Annotated in this window: 13 protein-coding genes; 4 read left to right on the top strand and 9 right to left on the bottom strand. The window is 68.6% G+C overall.

All coding sequences use genetic code 11. The features are described 5' to 3' along the window. Window positions 1-27 precede the first annotated feature (27 nt). Complete coding sequence (locus OXG83_01245) at window positions 28-756, bottom strand: MBL fold metallo-hydrolase (GenBank protein MCY3963634.1); 729 nt, start codon at window positions 754-756, stop codon at window positions 28-30. Window positions 757-805: 49 nt separating this feature from the next. Between OXG83_01245 and OXG83_01240 the strand changes: the two genes are divergently transcribed. Together OXG83_01240 and OXG83_01235 are read left to right on the top strand one after the other, a co-directional pair. Beyond that, entirely contained in the window at window positions 806-1,570 is a 765-nt protein-coding gene (locus OXG83_01240) for an SDR family oxidoreductase (GenBank protein ID MCY3963633.1), read from the top strand. Between the two features lie 107 nt (window positions 1,571-1,677). After that, entirely contained in the window at window positions 1,678-3,930 is a 2,253-nt protein-coding gene (locus OXG83_01235; GenBank protein MCY3963632.1) for a sulfatase, read from the top strand. Between the two features lie 57 nt (window positions 3,931-3,987). Here the strand turns inward: OXG83_01235 and OXG83_01230 are convergent, their stop codons facing one another. From OXG83_01230 to OXG83_01205, 6 genes are all read right to left on the bottom strand, one after another. Next, the gene (locus OXG83_01230; GenBank protein ID MCY3963631.1) at window positions 3,988-4,767 is read right to left on the bottom strand and encodes an SDR family NAD(P)-dependent oxidoreductase; all 780 of its coding nucleotides are present in this window, start codon (window positions 4,765-4,767) and stop codon (window positions 3,988-3,990) included. Next, complete coding sequence (locus tag OXG83_01225) at window positions 4,764-6,167, bottom strand: aminotransferase (protein ID MCY3963630.1); 1,404 nt, start codon at window positions 6,165-6,167, stop codon at window positions 4,764-4,766. Before OXG83_01225 ends, OXG83_01230 begins: the two co-directional genes overlap by 4 nt. A gap of 69 nt (window positions 6,168-6,236) precedes the next feature. Continuing rightward, the gene (locus OXG83_01220) at window positions 6,237-7,451 is read right to left on the bottom strand and encodes an acyl-CoA/acyl-ACP dehydrogenase (protein ID MCY3963629.1); all 1,215 of its coding nucleotides are present in this window, start codon (window positions 7,449-7,451) and stop codon (window positions 6,237-6,239) included. A 49-nt stretch (window positions 7,452-7,500) separates the two neighbouring features. Continuing rightward, window positions 7,501-9,147: a carboxylesterase family protein gene (locus OXG83_01215; protein ID MCY3963628.1), complete on the bottom strand. Its 1,647-nt coding sequence runs from the start codon at window positions 9,145-9,147 to the stop codon at window positions 7,501-7,503. A 24-nt stretch (window positions 9,148-9,171) separates the two neighbouring features. Then, window positions 9,172-9,576: a thioesterase family protein gene (locus OXG83_01210; GenBank protein MCY3963627.1), complete on the bottom strand. Its 405-nt coding sequence runs from the start codon at window positions 9,574-9,576 to the stop codon at window positions 9,172-9,174. Window positions 9,577-9,586: 10 nt separating this feature from the next. Beyond that, on the bottom strand, window positions 9,587-11,218 hold the full coding sequence (locus OXG83_01205; protein MCY3963626.1) for a hypothetical protein: 1,632 nt from the start codon (window positions 11,216-11,218) through the stop codon (window positions 9,587-9,589). 175 nt (window positions 11,219-11,393) lie between these two features. Between OXG83_01205 and OXG83_01200 the strand changes: the two genes are divergently transcribed. Both OXG83_01200 and OXG83_01195 read left to right on the top strand, forming a co-directional pair. After that, a complete protein-coding gene (locus tag OXG83_01200; protein ID MCY3963625.1) occupies window positions 11,394-13,913 on the top strand; it encodes a serine hydrolase in 2,520 nt (839 codons plus the stop codon). A gap of 11 nt (window positions 13,914-13,924) precedes the next feature. Continuing rightward, window positions 13,925-14,779 carry a DUF481 domain-containing protein gene (locus tag OXG83_01195; GenBank protein MCY3963624.1) on the top strand — a complete coding sequence of 285 codons (855 nt, stop codon included), beginning with the start codon at window positions 13,925-13,927 and terminating at the stop codon, window positions 14,777-14,779. Window positions 14,780-14,792: 13 nt separating this feature from the next. Here the strand turns inward: OXG83_01195 and OXG83_01190 are convergent, their stop codons facing one another. Both OXG83_01190 and OXG83_01185 read right to left on the bottom strand, forming a co-directional pair. After that, a complete protein-coding gene (locus OXG83_01190; protein ID MCY3963623.1) occupies window positions 14,793-15,212 on the bottom strand; it encodes a hypothetical protein in 420 nt (139 codons plus the stop codon). Window positions 15,213-15,265: 53 nt separating this feature from the next. Continuing rightward, the gene (locus OXG83_01185; protein MCY3963622.1) at window positions 15,266-15,748 is read right to left on the bottom strand and encodes a hypothetical protein; all 483 of its coding nucleotides are present in this window, start codon (window positions 15,746-15,748) and stop codon (window positions 15,266-15,268) included. Between the last annotated feature and the right edge of the window lie 60 nt (window positions 15,749-15,808).

Below are 15,808 nucleotides of genomic sequence, written 5' to 3'. Positions count from 1 at the left end.
CGGAGGGCGAAGCGCTTCGGTCCCCGCTCAGAAGATCCCCATCATCGCGCGCCACTGTTCCAGGCTGCTCGGTCGTAGGTAGGCGTTCCACTGCAGTTCACGGCCGATCGTCGAGAACGACTCCGGACCGTAGTCGTGTCCCGGGTAGATGCCCACTTCCGGGGGCAGCGCCTTCAAACGCTCCAGCGAGTGGAACATGGCGTCGATGTCGCTATGCGGCAGGTCGACCCGACCGATGCCCTGCACGAACAGTGTGTCGGCAGTCAGCATGTGGTCGCCGGCGCGGAAGCAGCAGCTTCCCGGTGAATGACCGGGCGTGTGCAGCACTTCGACCCGCAGATCGCCGAGCTCGAGGATGTCGCCGTCGCGGAACACCTCGACCCTGTCCGTGGGACAACCCGCGATCTCGGCGCCCCGCTCGGCCTCGGCCTCATGAATCAGCATCGGCAGATCGAACTCGGCACGGAGTTCGCGCACACCGGGAACGTGCTGGCCCATGATGTCTCCGCCGATGTGATCCTGGTGGAAGTGCGTCGCCAATACACCGACGACTTCGTAACCCTGCTCCCGGGCGACCTTCATGACGCCAATCGGCTCCCAGGCCGGATCCACGACCCAGGCCTTGCGTGTGGCGGAGTCCGCGAGGACGTAGACGAAGTTGGCCATAGGGCCGGCCTGAATCTGGACTAGGCGCGGTTCGGCGACGGGCGTCGGTTGGGCGGCGGTGCTGGCGGCAAGCGGCGGAGAATCGGTCATCGTCAGCGGAATCTACCCCGGCGAGCCGGCGCTTGTTACCCTCGTTTCCATGGACCACACCGCCCCACCCATCCTCGACCTCACGGGCCGCACCGCGCTCGTCACCGGCGGCAGTCGCGGGCTGGGGCGCGAGATGTCGCTCGCCTTCGCCGCCGCCGGCGCCGACGTCGTCGTCACCAGTCGGAAGATCGACTCCTGCCACGAAGTGGTGGCGCAGATCGAGAAAACGGGGCGCCAGGGACTCGCTCACGCCTGCCACGTCGGCCACTGGGACCAGGTGGACGGCCTGATCGAAGCAGCCTACGACCGGTTCGGCAAGGTCGACGTGCTGGTCAACAACGCCGGCATGTCGCCGCTCTATCCCAGTCTGGCCGAAGTGAGCGAGGTTCTCTTCGACAAGGTGATCGGAGTCAACCTGAAGGGACCGTTCCGGCTGGCCGCGGTGATCGGCCAGCGGATGGCGGAGGGCGACGGCGGCAGCATCATCAACGTGACCAGCACGGCGGCCATCCATCCCAGCGCCAACGCGGAGCCCTACGGCGCGGCCAAGGCAGGGCTGAACTCGCTGACCGAATCGCTCGCCCACGCCTACGGCCCGAAGGTCCGGGTCAACGCGATCATGCCGGGTCCCTTCCTGACCGACATCTCGAAAGCCTGGGACCTGGAGGCATTCAACAAGCGGGCACAGACCTCGATCGCTCTTCGCCGGGGAGGTGAGCCGGACGAGATCGTCGGCGCCGCCCTCTACCTGGCATCCGACGCCTCCAGCTACACGACCGGGGCCGTGCTGCGAATCGACGGCGGCAGCCGGTGAACCGAATCTCGCGGCCCCGCCGCGGCGCCGCCCCGAAGAGCTCTCAGCCACGAAGACCGACCGGACATCGCCGCGATTGGCGTGCCGCGACCGCAACCGCCTGCGGCTTGTCCGCCCTGGTCGTACTGGCCTGCGGCGGAGCGGCGGAACGCTTCCAGACCGACCTGGCTCAGGCGCTCGACCTCGCCGAAGTGACGGCCGAGTCGTCCGAAGTGGCGCCCGGAAACTACGAACAGCGGCGGCAACTCCGCGAGGGATGGTCGGCTCCAGGCGAGGACGAGGGCGGCAGCTTCGCGTCGGGAGAAGGCGACCGGTCCACCCTGAACTGGCACCTGTCCTGGTCCCGTCCGCTCGAACTCGTGCTCACGGGCCGACAGATGGCGTCTCCCGGGACCGAGCCCCCAACGGTCCGGGTGTCATGGAACCAGCAGCCGCTCGGTCAGCTCGACCTGGCCTCCGGAGGCGCCGTGGAGGAGTACCGCCTGAGTGTGCCCCCCGCGGTACAGCGGCAGGGCGACAACGACGTCCTGCTGGAGTACTCCTCGCCAGCCGGAGCCGTTCCACCGCGAGTCGCCTGGAGCCGCATCCGCATCGAAGGCGCCGGTACCGGCGCGAGACCCTCCGCGGCGGCGGACGGAACGCTCCATCTGCCCTTTCGCACGGCGCTCGACTACTACGTCCTGCTGCCGGAAGGCGGAGTCCTCGAACTGGACGACCTGGGCCTGTACGGCCCTCAGGGCGTCTGGCGCGGCGCCGAACCGTCGCCCCGGCTCGTAGCGGCAGTCCACCGCTACCCCACCGGATCGGCGGCGGCCACGACGACCCTCAGCGGCGGGCGAGGTCAACTGCAACTCCCGGCGCACGAGAGTCCCCTGCGCATCCGCATCGAGGCGCTCGCCGGCGCCCGCCTGCCGGAGGCCGAGGCGGGCTTCCGGCTCTCGGCCGTCCTGAGCAGCCCAACGCCACCATGGCCGCATGCTGAAGCGCCGTTCGCCAACCCTGCCGAACCGGCAGAGGCGCAACCCGTGGAGACAGGCGAAGGTTTCGCCGGCGCGTCCGATCCGTCCGGCGCGCACCTGCCACACATCCTGATCTTTCTCGTCGACACGCTCCGAGCCGACCATCTGGGCTGCTATGGCTACGAGCGTCCGACCTCGCCGAACATCGACCGGTTTGCCGGCGACGCCATCCTCTTCGAGCACGCCGTTGCCCAATCGTCGTGGACGCGCCCGGCCACCGCGAGCATCCTCACCGGGCTGTATCCGCACAGGCACGGCGCACGCACGCGGAACCAGGAACTCGGCGCCGACATTCCCTACCTGCCCGAGATCCTCAGTTCAATCGGCTATCGCGCACTAGGCGTTTCGACGAACGGCAACGCCGGCATCGACTTCGGATTCCGCCGCGGCTTCAATCACTTCATGCAGATGCGGGAGCGGGCCTCGCGGCCAGGCATTCACGTCCCGGTCTGGAGGGCGGTCGACGAGACCCTGGAATGGCTGGAACGGATCGGTCCCGAAGACTCCTTCTTCGTCTTTCTCCACGTAACCGATCCGCACGAGCCCTACCTCCCGCCCGAGGACCACAGGCAACGTTTCGCGCCCGACGCGGCGGCCGGTCCCGGTTTGCTCCGACAGAACCAGCCCGCCAGCGCCAGTCACTCGACGAGCGACCTGAAGGACCTCTACGACGGCGAGATCGCCTTCGTCGACGAGCACTTCGGCCGCATGCTCGAGGAACTCGACCGGCGCGGGTTCCTCGAGGACACCCTTGTCGTCTTCGTGTCGGATCACGGCGAGGAGTTCCTGGACCACGGCCGCCACGGTCACGGCGCGACGCTGTACCAGGAGCAGATCCACGTACCCCTCATCCTCCGCCTGCCCGACAGGCTACGGCGGGACGGGGACCGGTCCGAGGTCGGGGCGCAGGTGCGCCAGATCGACATCGTCCCGACGATCCTCGATGCGATCGGGGCTCCCGGGCTGGTCGAGACCGACGGCCAGTCGCTGCTGCCTCTCATCCGCTCCGGCGCCGACCCGCGTGGATCCACCGTCGCTATGGCCGAACTCCGCGTCGACCGGCTAGCGATGGACGCGTTGCTGCTACACGGAGTGGACCGCCGCCACAAGTTGATCGACTACCACAGCACGCCTTCCGGGACCGCGCGGCAACTGTTCGACGCCGGTCGCGACCGTGCCGAGTTGAACGACCTGCGACAGGAGGAATCGCTCTGGGCCGGCTATCTGGCGGCCGTCGGCAAACTGCAGCGCCGGGGCGCGGGGCCGCTCACGGCCGGCATCGAGCCGTCCATACCGCCCGAGCAGCGCGAGGCGCTGAAGGCTCTCGGCTACCTGGACTGAATCGTCGCCGCTACGCGGCGCGTTGTCTTCCGCGGGTCAGAAGACCCGCGGTCACGGTCAGGCGCGGCGAACGGTCAATCCGCCGTCGACCGGCAACGCGACGCCGGTGATGAAGGACGAGGCGGGCAGGCAGAGGTGGAGCGTGCCGTGGGCCACCTCCTCCGGGTCGCCGTAGCGGCGCAGGGCGGTGCGCCGGCGGGCGTAGATCTGCTTGTGCTCCTCGGGGATCCGCTCCGTCATCGCGGTGCGGATCGGACCGGGGCAGATGCAGTTCACCGTGATCCCCTCCTTGCCTAGCTCCACCGCCAGACCCCGGGTCAGCCCGATGACCCCGGTCTTCGCCGCCGAATAGGCACTGTTGAGCGCCGTCGCGCCCAGACCCTCGGTCGAAGCGATGTTGACGATCCGCGGCGAGTCCGACTTGCGCAGGTGGGGCAGCGCCGCGCGGATCGTCCGCTGGTGAGCGGTCAGGAGCACGTTGACGGTCTCCTGCCAGCGCGTCTCGTACTCGTCGGCGTCGATCGGCCCGCCGCGCGAGATGCCGGCGTTGTTCACCAGGATGTCCAGGCCGCCGTAGCGGTCGGCCACCTCGCGGACGACGCGCTCGATCGCATCGCCGTCGCCCACGTCGAGGGTCCAGGCGGTCGCTTCCCGGCCCGCCGCGCGGATCTTTGCGACCACCGCTTCGACGCCCGGACCGTTGATGTCGGTCGCGGCGACACTCGCGCCTTCGGCCGCGAACAGCATCGCCGTCGCCCGCCCCATGCCCGAGGCGCAGCCCGTGATCAGCACGGTCTTCCCCGCGACCGACCGGCTCAACGTGCTCAGTTCCGTCATGACGCCGCGCCTCCGGTCTCGACCCAGGCGAGGGTCTCGTCCAGGCCGCGGCCGAAGCGCTCCAGGATCTCGTCGACATCCGACTCGGTGACGATCAACGGCGGGCAAAACGCCACCGTGTCGCCCAGCGCCCGCACGATCAGACCGTGGTCCAGGCAACGTTGCATGCAGTACGCCCCCACTCCGCGCTGGATCGGAAAGGCCTCGCGGCTCTGCCTATCCGCCACCAGTTCACAGGCGCCGAGCAGCCCCTTGCCCCGCGTTTCGCCCACCAGCGGATGCTCGGCAAAGCGCCGCAGCCCGGCCTGGAAGTAGCGCCCGACCCGGGCGGCGTGAGCGAAGAGGTTCCGCTCTTCCATCAGTTCCAGCGCCTTGAGCGCCACGGCCGCACAGACCGGATGGCCCGTGTAGGTGAAACCGTGGCCGAAGAGGCCCCAGCGCTCACCCGCCTCGACGAAGACATCGACCATCTCGTCGGGCACGAGGACCGCGCTGATCGGAAGATAGGCGGAGGACAGGGCCTTCGCGACCGAGGCGGTATCCGGCTTCATCTCCATCGCCTCGGCCCCGAACGGCGTGCCGAGCCGGCCGAAACCGCAGATCACCTCGTCGTCGATCAGCAGGACATCGTGCTCGTCCAGGACCGCCTGAATCGCCGGGTAGTAGCCCTCGGGCGGCACGACGACGCCCCCGGCGCCCAGCACCGGCTCGGCGATGAAGGCGGCGACGGTTTCAGGCCCCTCGGCACGGATCAGCTCGTCGAGTTCGGCCGCCAGCCGGGCCGTGAACTCCTCTTCCGTCTCGCCCGGCTCGCCCTCGCGGTAGTAGTGCGGGCAGGTCACGTGGCGGAACTGCGGCAGCGGCAGGTCGAAGCTCTTGTGGAACGGCGGCAGCCCGGTCATGCTGCCGGCGGCCACGGAAACACCGTGGTAGCCGCGCCGGCGGCTGATGATCTTCTTCTTCTCCGGCCGGCCGAGCGCGTTGTTGTAGTACCAGACCAGCTTGACCTGGGTGTCGTTCGCGTCGGAACCGGACGTTCCGAAGAAAGCCTTGGCGTTCGGAATCGGCCCGATCTCGCGCAGCTTCTCGGCCAGTGCGACCGCCGGTTCATGGCTGCGACCCGCGAAGAGATGGGCGAAGGAGAGCTTCCGAATCTGCTCGGCGGCGGCGTCCGCGAGTTCCTCCACACCGTAGCCCAGGGCGGTACACCAGAGACCCGCCAGCCCCTCGATGTACTCCCTGCCGTCTTCGTCCCAGACCCGGATGCCCTGCCCCCGTTCGATCACCAGCGGGCCGTCGCGCCGCAGTGCCGGAAGGTCCGTCGTCGGATGGAGGACGGACAGATGGTCGCGATCTGACGTGGAAGGGGCGAACGTAGTCGCCTCGGCAGGTAAGGTCATATCAACTCCCGGGTCCGGGTCAGGTTCAACGTACGGAGGAAGGGCAGTCTATGCCGCCGCGAGCGCACGCTACAGGTCGGTGTCGCCCCGGAGTAGCTGGCGGGCGATCATGCGGTTCATGATCTCGTTCGAGCCGTCGGCGACGTTGACAACCCGAAGCGCCTTCCAGGCCTCGGTGAGGCCGAGGTCGTTCGTGAATCCCAGGGCGCCGTGGGTCTGCATCGCCCGGTCGACCGCGCGCAGCCCCACCTGGACCGAGTAGGCCTTCGTCATGCTCAGCTCCTTGATCGCGCGGCTGCCGCCATCGAGCAGCCGGGCGGCGTTACGCCCCATCAGGTGAGCGCCGTGGAGTTCTGTCGCCGACTCGGCCAGGGGAAAGCTCACGCCCTGGTACTCGGCGATCGGGGAGCCGAAGGCCTCTCGCTTCTGGGCGTAGGCGAGCGCCGTCTCGATCGCCCAACGACCGGTCCCCACCGCTCGCGCCGAGTTGTAGACACGGCCCAGCGACACGCCGTAGAGCGCCGCGGCCAGACCGCGGTCTACCTCTCCGATGACCTGCCACGGCTCGACATAGAGGCCCTCCAGCGCGATCTCGGCCTCGTCGCCGCCGATGTCGCCGAAGAGTTCGACGACACGAACCCGCCTGAAGCCCTGCGCATCGGTCGGAACGATGAAGGCGGTGATCCCCTGCTCGCCCGTCCGCGCGAACAGCACGCAGTAGTCGGCGATCGGCCCGTGCGTGGTCCAGATCTTGCGACCTGTGATCCGCCAGCCGTCGCCGTCCCGCTCCGCTCTCGTCGCCAGCGCCGAGAGATCGGAACCGGCGCCCGGCTCAGAGAGCCCGAAGCACATGATCTTCGAGCCGTCCATCAACCCCGGCAGGAAGCGCTCGCGCGCCCGTTCGGAGAGCTGCGACAGGAGTCGGCTGGGACCGAACGCCCAGTGCGCCATGACGTGCAGCAGGAGCCACGGCCGCGGCCCCAGGCGGTGAAAGAGCGTCTGCCAACCGGCGTAGTAGGCCAGATGACCGTAGCCGCCGCCACCGAGCTCCTCGGGTACGCACGCGGTGAAGATCCCTTCGCGGGCAGACGCCGTGCGCACTTCCCTGATCAGGTCGACGGCAGCGGGTTGGAGTCGCCCGCCGGCGTCGTAGCGCTCGCGCGGATCGTCGAGCAGTGCGCCATGCCGCTCGTGCCGCGGTAACACCTCGCGCTCGGCGAACTCCAGCGCTTGCTGCCGGAAGTCGTCGACTTCCGGCGGCAGCGGCTCGGCAATCGCGGTCATGGGGCGAAGCTAGCAGCCCCGCCTGGCACCGGTCTCGTGCCGAGTACCGCTAACCGCCGCCAAGAGCGTGGTCGAGGGCGTCGAGCTTCTCTCTCAGCACACCCGACTCGACGCCGACCGCGTCGCCGACGACCAGCGCCTGGTCGCTCGCGTGCTCGTATCGCGGCCACTCGGGCAGCCCCTCGCCGTTCGGATCGCCGGTCTTCGCGAAGTTCGACCAGTAGCTCGAAAGCAGGTCCGCGATCTCGTGGTCCCAGTCCTCCCAGTTGATCCCCACCAGGTCGGTGTTGCCGAAGACGTAGGCCAGATCGCCGGAATGGTAGGCGCCCATCCGGCGCGCACCGCCTTCGCCGCCCAGGTCCGGCCGGTCCGGCAGGTAGAGCCGGAACACCGGCGGCGCGTGCGGGATGTAGTAGAGGTAGGCGTCACCGCCCGCAGCCGCGGCGTGGCGGACCCAAGTCCGGCTGCCCCAGCCGAAGATCGTGTCGGAGAAGATCAGGCCCGGCACCGCCCCGGGCGCCTTCTTCGCCTCCGCGGCGTAGGCGGCCAAGAGCCCTGTGGCCGCCTCCCCGTACTGCTCCTCCAGTTGCAGTTCGAGCGCCGGGCGCTCCAGCGGCGGACCGGGCGCGAAGAGCGCGCGCGACTCGTCGCCCATGAAGCCGACCAGCATCGGCACCGGGTTGTGCTCGCCACGGGCGTAGATCGCCGACGGCTGATCCGGCAGGTACCAGCCGTCGACCACCGTCTTCGCTCCCTCAGACCACCCGGAACTGCCGGCCCCGGCCAGCACGTCCTCCGCCGAAGCAGCCCGCATCGCGGCGGCGACTTCAGCCCCTGCGGCATCCTCCGCGACGCCCAACTCCTCGGCGAGCAGCACGCCGCGCCGCTCCGCCTGCTCCAGGCCCTCGAGCGGAGTGAAGCAACCGGCCGACTGACCGATCGCGCGATGGAACAGACCTGCCGCCAGCGGCGACGCGACCAGGCTGCAGACGCTCATCGAGCCCGCCGACTGGCCGAAGATCGTCACTCGTTCCGGGTCGCCGCCGAACGCCGCCGCGTTGCCCCGCACCCATCGCAGCGCGGCGATCTTGTCGAGCAGGCCGTAGTTGCCGGACGAGCCGTGCTCCGACTCGGACGTCAGCGCCGCGTGGGCCAGGAAGCCGAACGAGCCCAGCCGGTAGTTGATCGATACCAGCACGACACCCTTGCGGGCAAGCGCCGCGCCGTCGAAGATGAGCGAAGACCCATGCCCCACCTCGTGGCTGCCGCCGTGGAACCAGACCATGACCGGCCGCGGAGCGGCATCGTCGGCGGCAGCCGTCCACAGATCGAGATAGAGGCAGTCCTCGCTGCGGTCGAGCTCGCCGCGGCTCCAGATCGACGTGTCGGGACTGATCCGCTGCCAACATGGCGCACCGGAGTCCAGGGCCGGCCGCACACCATCCCAGGATGCCGCCGGCTGGGGCGGCCGCCAGCGAAGATCGCCCACCGGCGGCGCGGCGTAGGGAATGCCGCGGAAGGCGAGCACGTCGCCAGCGGGGCCGCGGCCATCGTCGACCGCCGCGCCTTCGACCGGGCCCGACGCGGTCTCGATGACGAGGCCCAGGCCCTCAGCCTCGGGCTGTCCCGACCCGGTACAGGCGGCTGCGGCCACGACGATCACGGCCAGGAGACGGCAAGGCGGTCTGCGGTTCATGGAAACTCCCTTCCAGGCACGATCTCAATCCTCCCCCAGGAGCCGCTGTCGAATGTCCCCGGACAGAGCCACCGGGCGTCCGGCCCGCGTATCGAGCAACACCCAGCGATGCGTGAACCGTGCGATCTCGCGGCCGTCGGCGGCCGAGAGAACCTCGAAGTCCTGATCGAACCCGCGCTCCGTCGCCTCCGTCGTGCTGACCCGGATGCGAGCCCCTTCCTGCCAGCGGAGCGGCGAGTAATACGTCGCCTTCGTCGACCGCTGCACCGCGTAGACGTGCTCGGGCTTCAGGCCGGCATCGATGCCGCAGTGCTGCTCGAACCGCGCGTAGGCCATCTCGGTCAGCGCCAGCAACACGCCGGCGTGGACGAAGCCGGTGGCGGCGAAGCAGTCGCTGTGTCTGGTCTCGAACTCGGTCTCGAAGGTCACCCGAGAGGCCTTACATGGCGGAGGCGACGAACTCCCGCGCCTCGGCAAGCTCCTTCGGCTCGGTCGCGCCTGACCACGTCTCGAGCAACCTCTGATACGACTCGGAGGCGGCCGCCCTGTCGCCGGCGGCGGACTGCGCGCGGGCCAGCCCCAGCAGGGTGCGTGGCCGGTTGGGGGTGTAGAGCAACTGGTCCTCGAACTGCGCGATCGCGTCCTCCGGGCGGTCGATCTGCAGCAGCACCTCGCCGTAGAGTTCCCGGATCGGCTTGATCGGCGACGCCGCGCCGCGCGGCGGCCCCATCGTCGATGCTATCGCCAGCCCCTTGTCGAACAGTTCGACGGCACCGTCGGCGTCGCCCTCGGCGAGCCGGATCAGGCCCGCGACCTCGTGGTGCATGACCTGGGCGGGCTTGGGGCCGCGCTGGAACGTCGAGCTGTCGCCGCTCTGCCGCTCGCCCGCCTTCTTGAGCCGCGCGGCGGCCTCACGGGCCAGGTCGAGTTCACCGGTGTGGACCGCCGAGATCCCGGTCGCCAGCAACTCCGAACTGGACGTGTCGTCCGTGATCTCGCGCGTCTCCCACTCCTCCGTCTCCACGATGTAGCGGGCCCGCACGAGCGGCACGGTGTTCTCGGCCCAGTCGCTTTCGGTGCGCTCGACCAGGTCGTCGAGTTCGGCGATCCACTCCCGCGCCTTGGCGTAGTCGCCGCGCTGCAGGTCTCCGTACTGCCCCCAGTCGAGCGAGTGGACCATGTCGCTGACCCGTTCGCCCGGGTCCCAGAGCGCCACCGCGGCCTCGTAGGCCGAGTCGTTCGACTTCGACACCCGGTCCCACATGCCGCGCTGGATGAAGATGTGCGACGGCATGTGGCGGGCGTGGGAGACGGCGGCTGCGATGTCGGCGAAGCGATAGGCCGCCGGCAGCGCCAGCGGCGCGTGGACCGGATCGTCGAAGGCGTGGATGATGTAGTGGGCCGCCCCGGGGTGGTTCGGGTTGCGCTCGAAGACGCCGAGACCGATCGACCCTGCCAGGACGTTCAGCCGGAAGGTGTCGTCGTCGAGCGGCCCGACCGCCTGCAGCAGCGACAGCGCGTAGAAAGCGGCGACTTCGTCGTCGTCCGGGTAGCTCTCGTAGAGCCGCTCCATCGCCTCCATGTAGGCGATGCGCCGCTCGACCAGTTCGCCTTCGCCGAACAACTCCTCGACCGCGGTCAGGAAGCCCCGTTCGCGCTCGTCGCCGGCCTTGGCCGCCCGTTCGTCGCGGGTCTCGCCGAGCCGCGCCAGGGCTTCGCGCGGCGACTCAAGATCCCGTTCCGGCATCAACGGATGGTTGTAGGTCAGCGTCTCACCCCAGTACGCGAGCGCGAAATCGGGCTCGATCTCCTGGGCGGCGTGGAATTGCTCGCGCGCCTGCTCGTAGCCGAAGCTGTGGAGAATCGCGACGCCGCGGATGAAGTGCTTCTGCGCCTCCTCGCCCGCCGAAGTCGGGAAGTCGATCGACCCGACATCGACCGAGGCGTCGAAGTCGGAGGCGTCGGTGGGCTCGGCCGCCGTCTCCGAGCTCACGGAGACGGCGCAACCCCACGATGCCAGACAGAGAACCGGAACGGCGAGCAACACAGCGGTGAACGATGAACGAGACATCCTGTAACTCCCTCCTGCCGCGGGAAGAGCCGCCGTCCAAGGACGGGGCTCTGATGAAACGACGCTTTGCGTAGCCCAAGGATACCGGCCGGCGGGCAGGTTCGCCCGCTTGTGTCAAAGTGAAGCCGGCGCCTCGGACCGGGCAGGTGCAGGCGGCGCGGTTCGGATCTCCACGATGAAGGACGTCATCCTCAGAGCGATGGTCGCGGCGCTTCTCTTCGGGGGCGTTTCGCAGCCCGCGCAAGCGCAGGAGCCCGCGGACATCGGCGACGCCTGGTTTCGCTCCGTTCCCGCCGACCAGGGCCTCGACGAAGCGACCGTCCGCGAGATCTTCAACCGGGTGCGCTCACAGGCCGACTATCGGACCGTACGCGGAGTCGTCATCGTTCGGCACGGCACCCTGGTCGCGGAGGCCTACTTCGGCGGCTATACCAACAAGACCCTGAAGAACGTCCATTCAGTCAGCAAGAGCGTCACCTCGCTGGCGGTAGGCATCGCGATGGACCAGGGCCTGCTGCCGGGCGTCAACACCCGGCTCGTCCACCTTCTGCCGCACTACGCCCACCGCCTGAGGGAGCCGCCGAAGAACGGCATCACCCTGCGCCACGCGCTGACGATGACCGCCGGGCTGGCCTGGAACGAAACCGCCGGCGCGTTCTGGAACAACGCCGACAGCGTCGACTACGTCCTGACACGGGATGTCGTCGCCCAACCGGGCACGGAATTCAGCTACTCCAGCGGGCTCTCCCATGTGATCGCCGAGGTGAACAACCGCGCGTCCGGCAAGAGTCACCTGGCCTTCGTCCAGCAGCACCTCTTCGGGCCGCTCGGGATCACCACGGCCACCTGGGACCCGGACCTGAGCGGCCGCCACTGGGGCGGCACCGGCCTCCGGATCCGACCCCGCGACATGGCGAAGATCGGCCAGCTCACGCTCCAGGAAGGGCTGTGGGAAGGCAAGCGCCTGGTCTCGCGTGAGTGGATCGCCGAGGCGACGCGCGGTCAGACCGCCGGCATCGCCGAGGCTCCGAGCTACGGCTACCAGTGGTGGATCCGGCCCCAGGGCCGCTACCTCGCCCACGGCTACAACGGGCAGTACATCGGCGTCGATCCCGAGGCCGACATCGTGATGACGATGATCACCCTCTCGGAGCAGTCTCCGCGGCCGCAGGAGACGTACCGCTACTACTTCGAGCAACTTCAGGATCTGGCGCGCGACGCGATGAAGCCGGAGCGGCGGGGGCGGCTCGTGGCAACCGCGGCGGCCGGAGGCGGCGACGCTGATGCGATCACAATCGAGGTCAAGCGGGTGGGCGGTAGCGACGGCGCCGTCACACTGGCCTACGGGACCCGAAACGGCAGCGCCAGAGCCGGCCGGGAGTTCCGCAGCACCGAAGGAGAGCTGCGGTGGGAGCACGGCGACGCAAAGCCGCAAACCGTCCGGATTCCGCTGCTCCCAAACCCCACAAGAGACGTGCCGCGCGACTTCCGCTTCGAGTTCGAGTCGATGAGCGGCGACATCGACGCACCGCACCGGATGCGGCTCGAACTCGGACCCGGAGGTCGGCCGGTCAACCCCGCCGGGTCGATCGAGTTCACCGGGCCGGCGTTCCCCGGCCACGAGGGCGAGGAGGCCACGATCGCGGTCGAACGCCGGGGCGGTACGCGCGGGGAGATCGCCGTCCGCTACCGGACGATGCCCCGTTCTGCCGCCGACACGGACTTCAGCGCCGTCGAGGGGCGGCTCGTGTGGAAGGACGGGGAATCTGGCGCGCGTCTGGTCCACGTCCCGCTGATGGCGGACGACGAGATCGAGCGCAGCGAGCTCTTCGATCTCGTCCTGAGCGACGTCTCCGGCGGCGCGGACCTGCCCGAAGCTCGCGCCGTGGGCGTGATTCAGGACATGACCGCCGGTCCGGGCTGCACGGACGGCGAAGGTACCCTCTGCCTTTCCGGCGGCCGGTTCCGGGTCGAGGTCGAGTGGCAGTCCCAATACAACGGAAAGCGCGGCACGGGCTCGCTGCAACGCCTGAGCGACGAGAGCGGCACCGCGACCTTCTTCTCGCCCGAGAACGTGGAGCTCGTGTTCAAGTTGCTCGACGGGCGAGCCATCAACGACCACCACTGGGTGTACTACGGGGCACTTTCCGACGTCGAGTACTGGCTCACCGTCACCGACACCCTCCACGACCGTGTCGTCGTCTACCGCAATCCGCCGGGCGAGATCTGCGGGCGCGGCGATTCGAAGGCATTCGGCGAGCCGGCGGGCTTCGCAGCCGTCACCGGCGGAGCCTGGAACAGGCAGCGCGTTCCCAACGCGACTGCTCCCGACAAGATCCGGTCCGCCACCACCGAGGGGACGTGCCCCCCCGGAGCGCTCTGCCTGCTGGACGGCCGCTTCGAAGTGACCGCGGAGTGGACCAAGGCCGACGGCGAGAGCGGGGTCGCCACGCCGCTGCCGGGCGCCGACGCCACCGGCTACATGTGGTTCTTCTCGCCCGGGAACATCGAACTCGCGGTCAAGGCGCTCGACGGCACAACGATCAACAAGGCCTTCTGGGTCTTCGCCGCAGGGCTGACCGATGTCGACTACCAGTTGACCGTCACGGACACCGTGGCCGGTGTGTCGAAGACGTACTCGAACCCGAGCCGTCCCTTCTGCGGCCTGGGCGACACGTCGGCGTTTCCGCAGTAGGTTTCAGCCGCATGGGACCTACTCGGGGTCACGGTCCGGCCCTGCGCGCTCTTGCAGCCCTGGCGTTGGCGACGGCGCTCGCGGCTCCCGCCGCCGCCCAGGTCAACACCGAGAAGATGCGGGTCGGCGCCAACGAGCCGGGATGGGGCGGCACCTTCGACATCAACGCTTCGCTCCAGCAGGGCAACACCGAACGCGAGATCCTCGGCGCCGGCGTTCGCCTTCAGTACGCCTGGCCCCGGCCCGAGACCGACGCCGCAGGCGAAACCAATGCACCAGACGACGAAACCGGGGATCCGGCCAATGTCATCTTCCTGGTCTCCAACTACTCCTTCACCCGCCTGAACGACAACCGCTACATCAACAACGCTCAGGGACACCTGCGCTTCATCCGCCAGCACAGCCCAAGCGCCTCCTTCGAGGTCTTTGGGCAGTACCAGTTCAACGAGTTCATCCGTCTCGAGGACCGCTTCCTCGCCGGGGCCGGCGCCCGATTCGCCCTGGTCCAGGCCGAACGCACCGAAGTCTTCGTCGGTGCCGGCTACATGCTCGAGCAGGAGACCCTCGACCTGCCGGCCAACCTCCCGGATACCAGAAGCAGCGAGCACCACCGGTCCACCAACTACCTGACCGTCCGCTACAACAGCGAAGACGAACGCGTGCGTCTGGTTCAGACCCTCTACGCCCAGCCCCGCCTCGACCGCCCCAAGGACCTCCGGCTGCTTTCAGAGACCTCGTTCGAGATCCAGCTCTTCCGTCAACTGGCCCTGGCGATCAGCCTGAACGTCGCCCACGACAGCGAACCGCCAACCGGGGTCAAGGAGACGGATGTGGTCCTTTCGAACTCGCTCAGGTACACGTTCTAAACGCTGCGACCGCCTAGTCCCGGGCGAAAGGACGACGGAAACGCGGGAGAGCCTGGGAGAGAGCCATCGCCCCGAACCCGACCACGTAGAACTGCACCGCGATCCAGAACTCCCTGTCGTGGACGTAGTAGCTGTAGGCACCTGCCGCGACACAGCCTAAGCCGATTAGGGCCAGGGCCAAGCCGACCCAGCTGGGAACGCCATCGAACGCCGGGAACAGACTGCTGCCCTCACTCTTCACAGCCCCCCGGCCGGCCCACGCAAGCGCGAAGACGACGACCACCAGGAGCGCCACGATGCCCAGCGCCGTCGCCGGCCACGCGGGATCCTTCGACACCTCCGAAGCCAAGAGCGTCCACAGGCCAAAGGCGGCGAAAAAGACCAGGAAGCTAGCCCAGTGAGCAATTCGATTCGGGCCACGCCAGACAATCATCGGCGATGACTCAACAAGTGCACAACAGCAACGTCATCGCCAGCGCCGGAGTCTCACTTTTCGTTCTGACGAAGGATCGTCGACGAAAGGACGAGAACAAGCAATGGCAGTGGGAACGTCGTGGGCTCCTCAGGGCGGGTGGACAACAACAGCGCGAGCAGGGCGCACAGCATCCCTGCAAGGTCAGTGCAGAAGACCATCTCCCGAACAGGGCGACGCTCCCAGAAGGGGCCCGCTGTCGCGCCTTTCGAGCTGTGTTTCGAGGTGGACAGCTCAGCCAGGCGCAGGGCCACGGCAGCCGCCACGAGCACGGACGCAGCGATGGCCCAGCGGGCCACGGACGTGCCCGTACCTATCAACTCAAGGCCCCGTGACCAGAACCATGCCACACTTGCCAGCGCCAGCAGGCAGTAGACCCACGCGACGGCAAGCTCCGTCCTCGGCCGCCACACCGGATGGTCGCGTGACTCGGCGATCCTCTGAGCGAGAAGCCCACCCCCGAAGGCCGCAAGAAACCCCACCAGCAGCCACTTCACCGACCGCACCTCCAGAAACCTGACGGGCGAGCAACGACACGCCTCCAGTGGGCTGATCGC

The organism is Acidobacteriota bacterium, from assembly GCA_026707545.1.
In the GTDB taxonomy this organism is placed as follows: domain Bacteria; phylum Acidobacteriota; class Thermoanaerobaculia; order Multivoradales; family Multivoraceae; genus Multivorans.
Note: the sequence above shows the minus strand (reverse complement) of the source record. Positions and strands in the feature narration are given on the sequence as shown.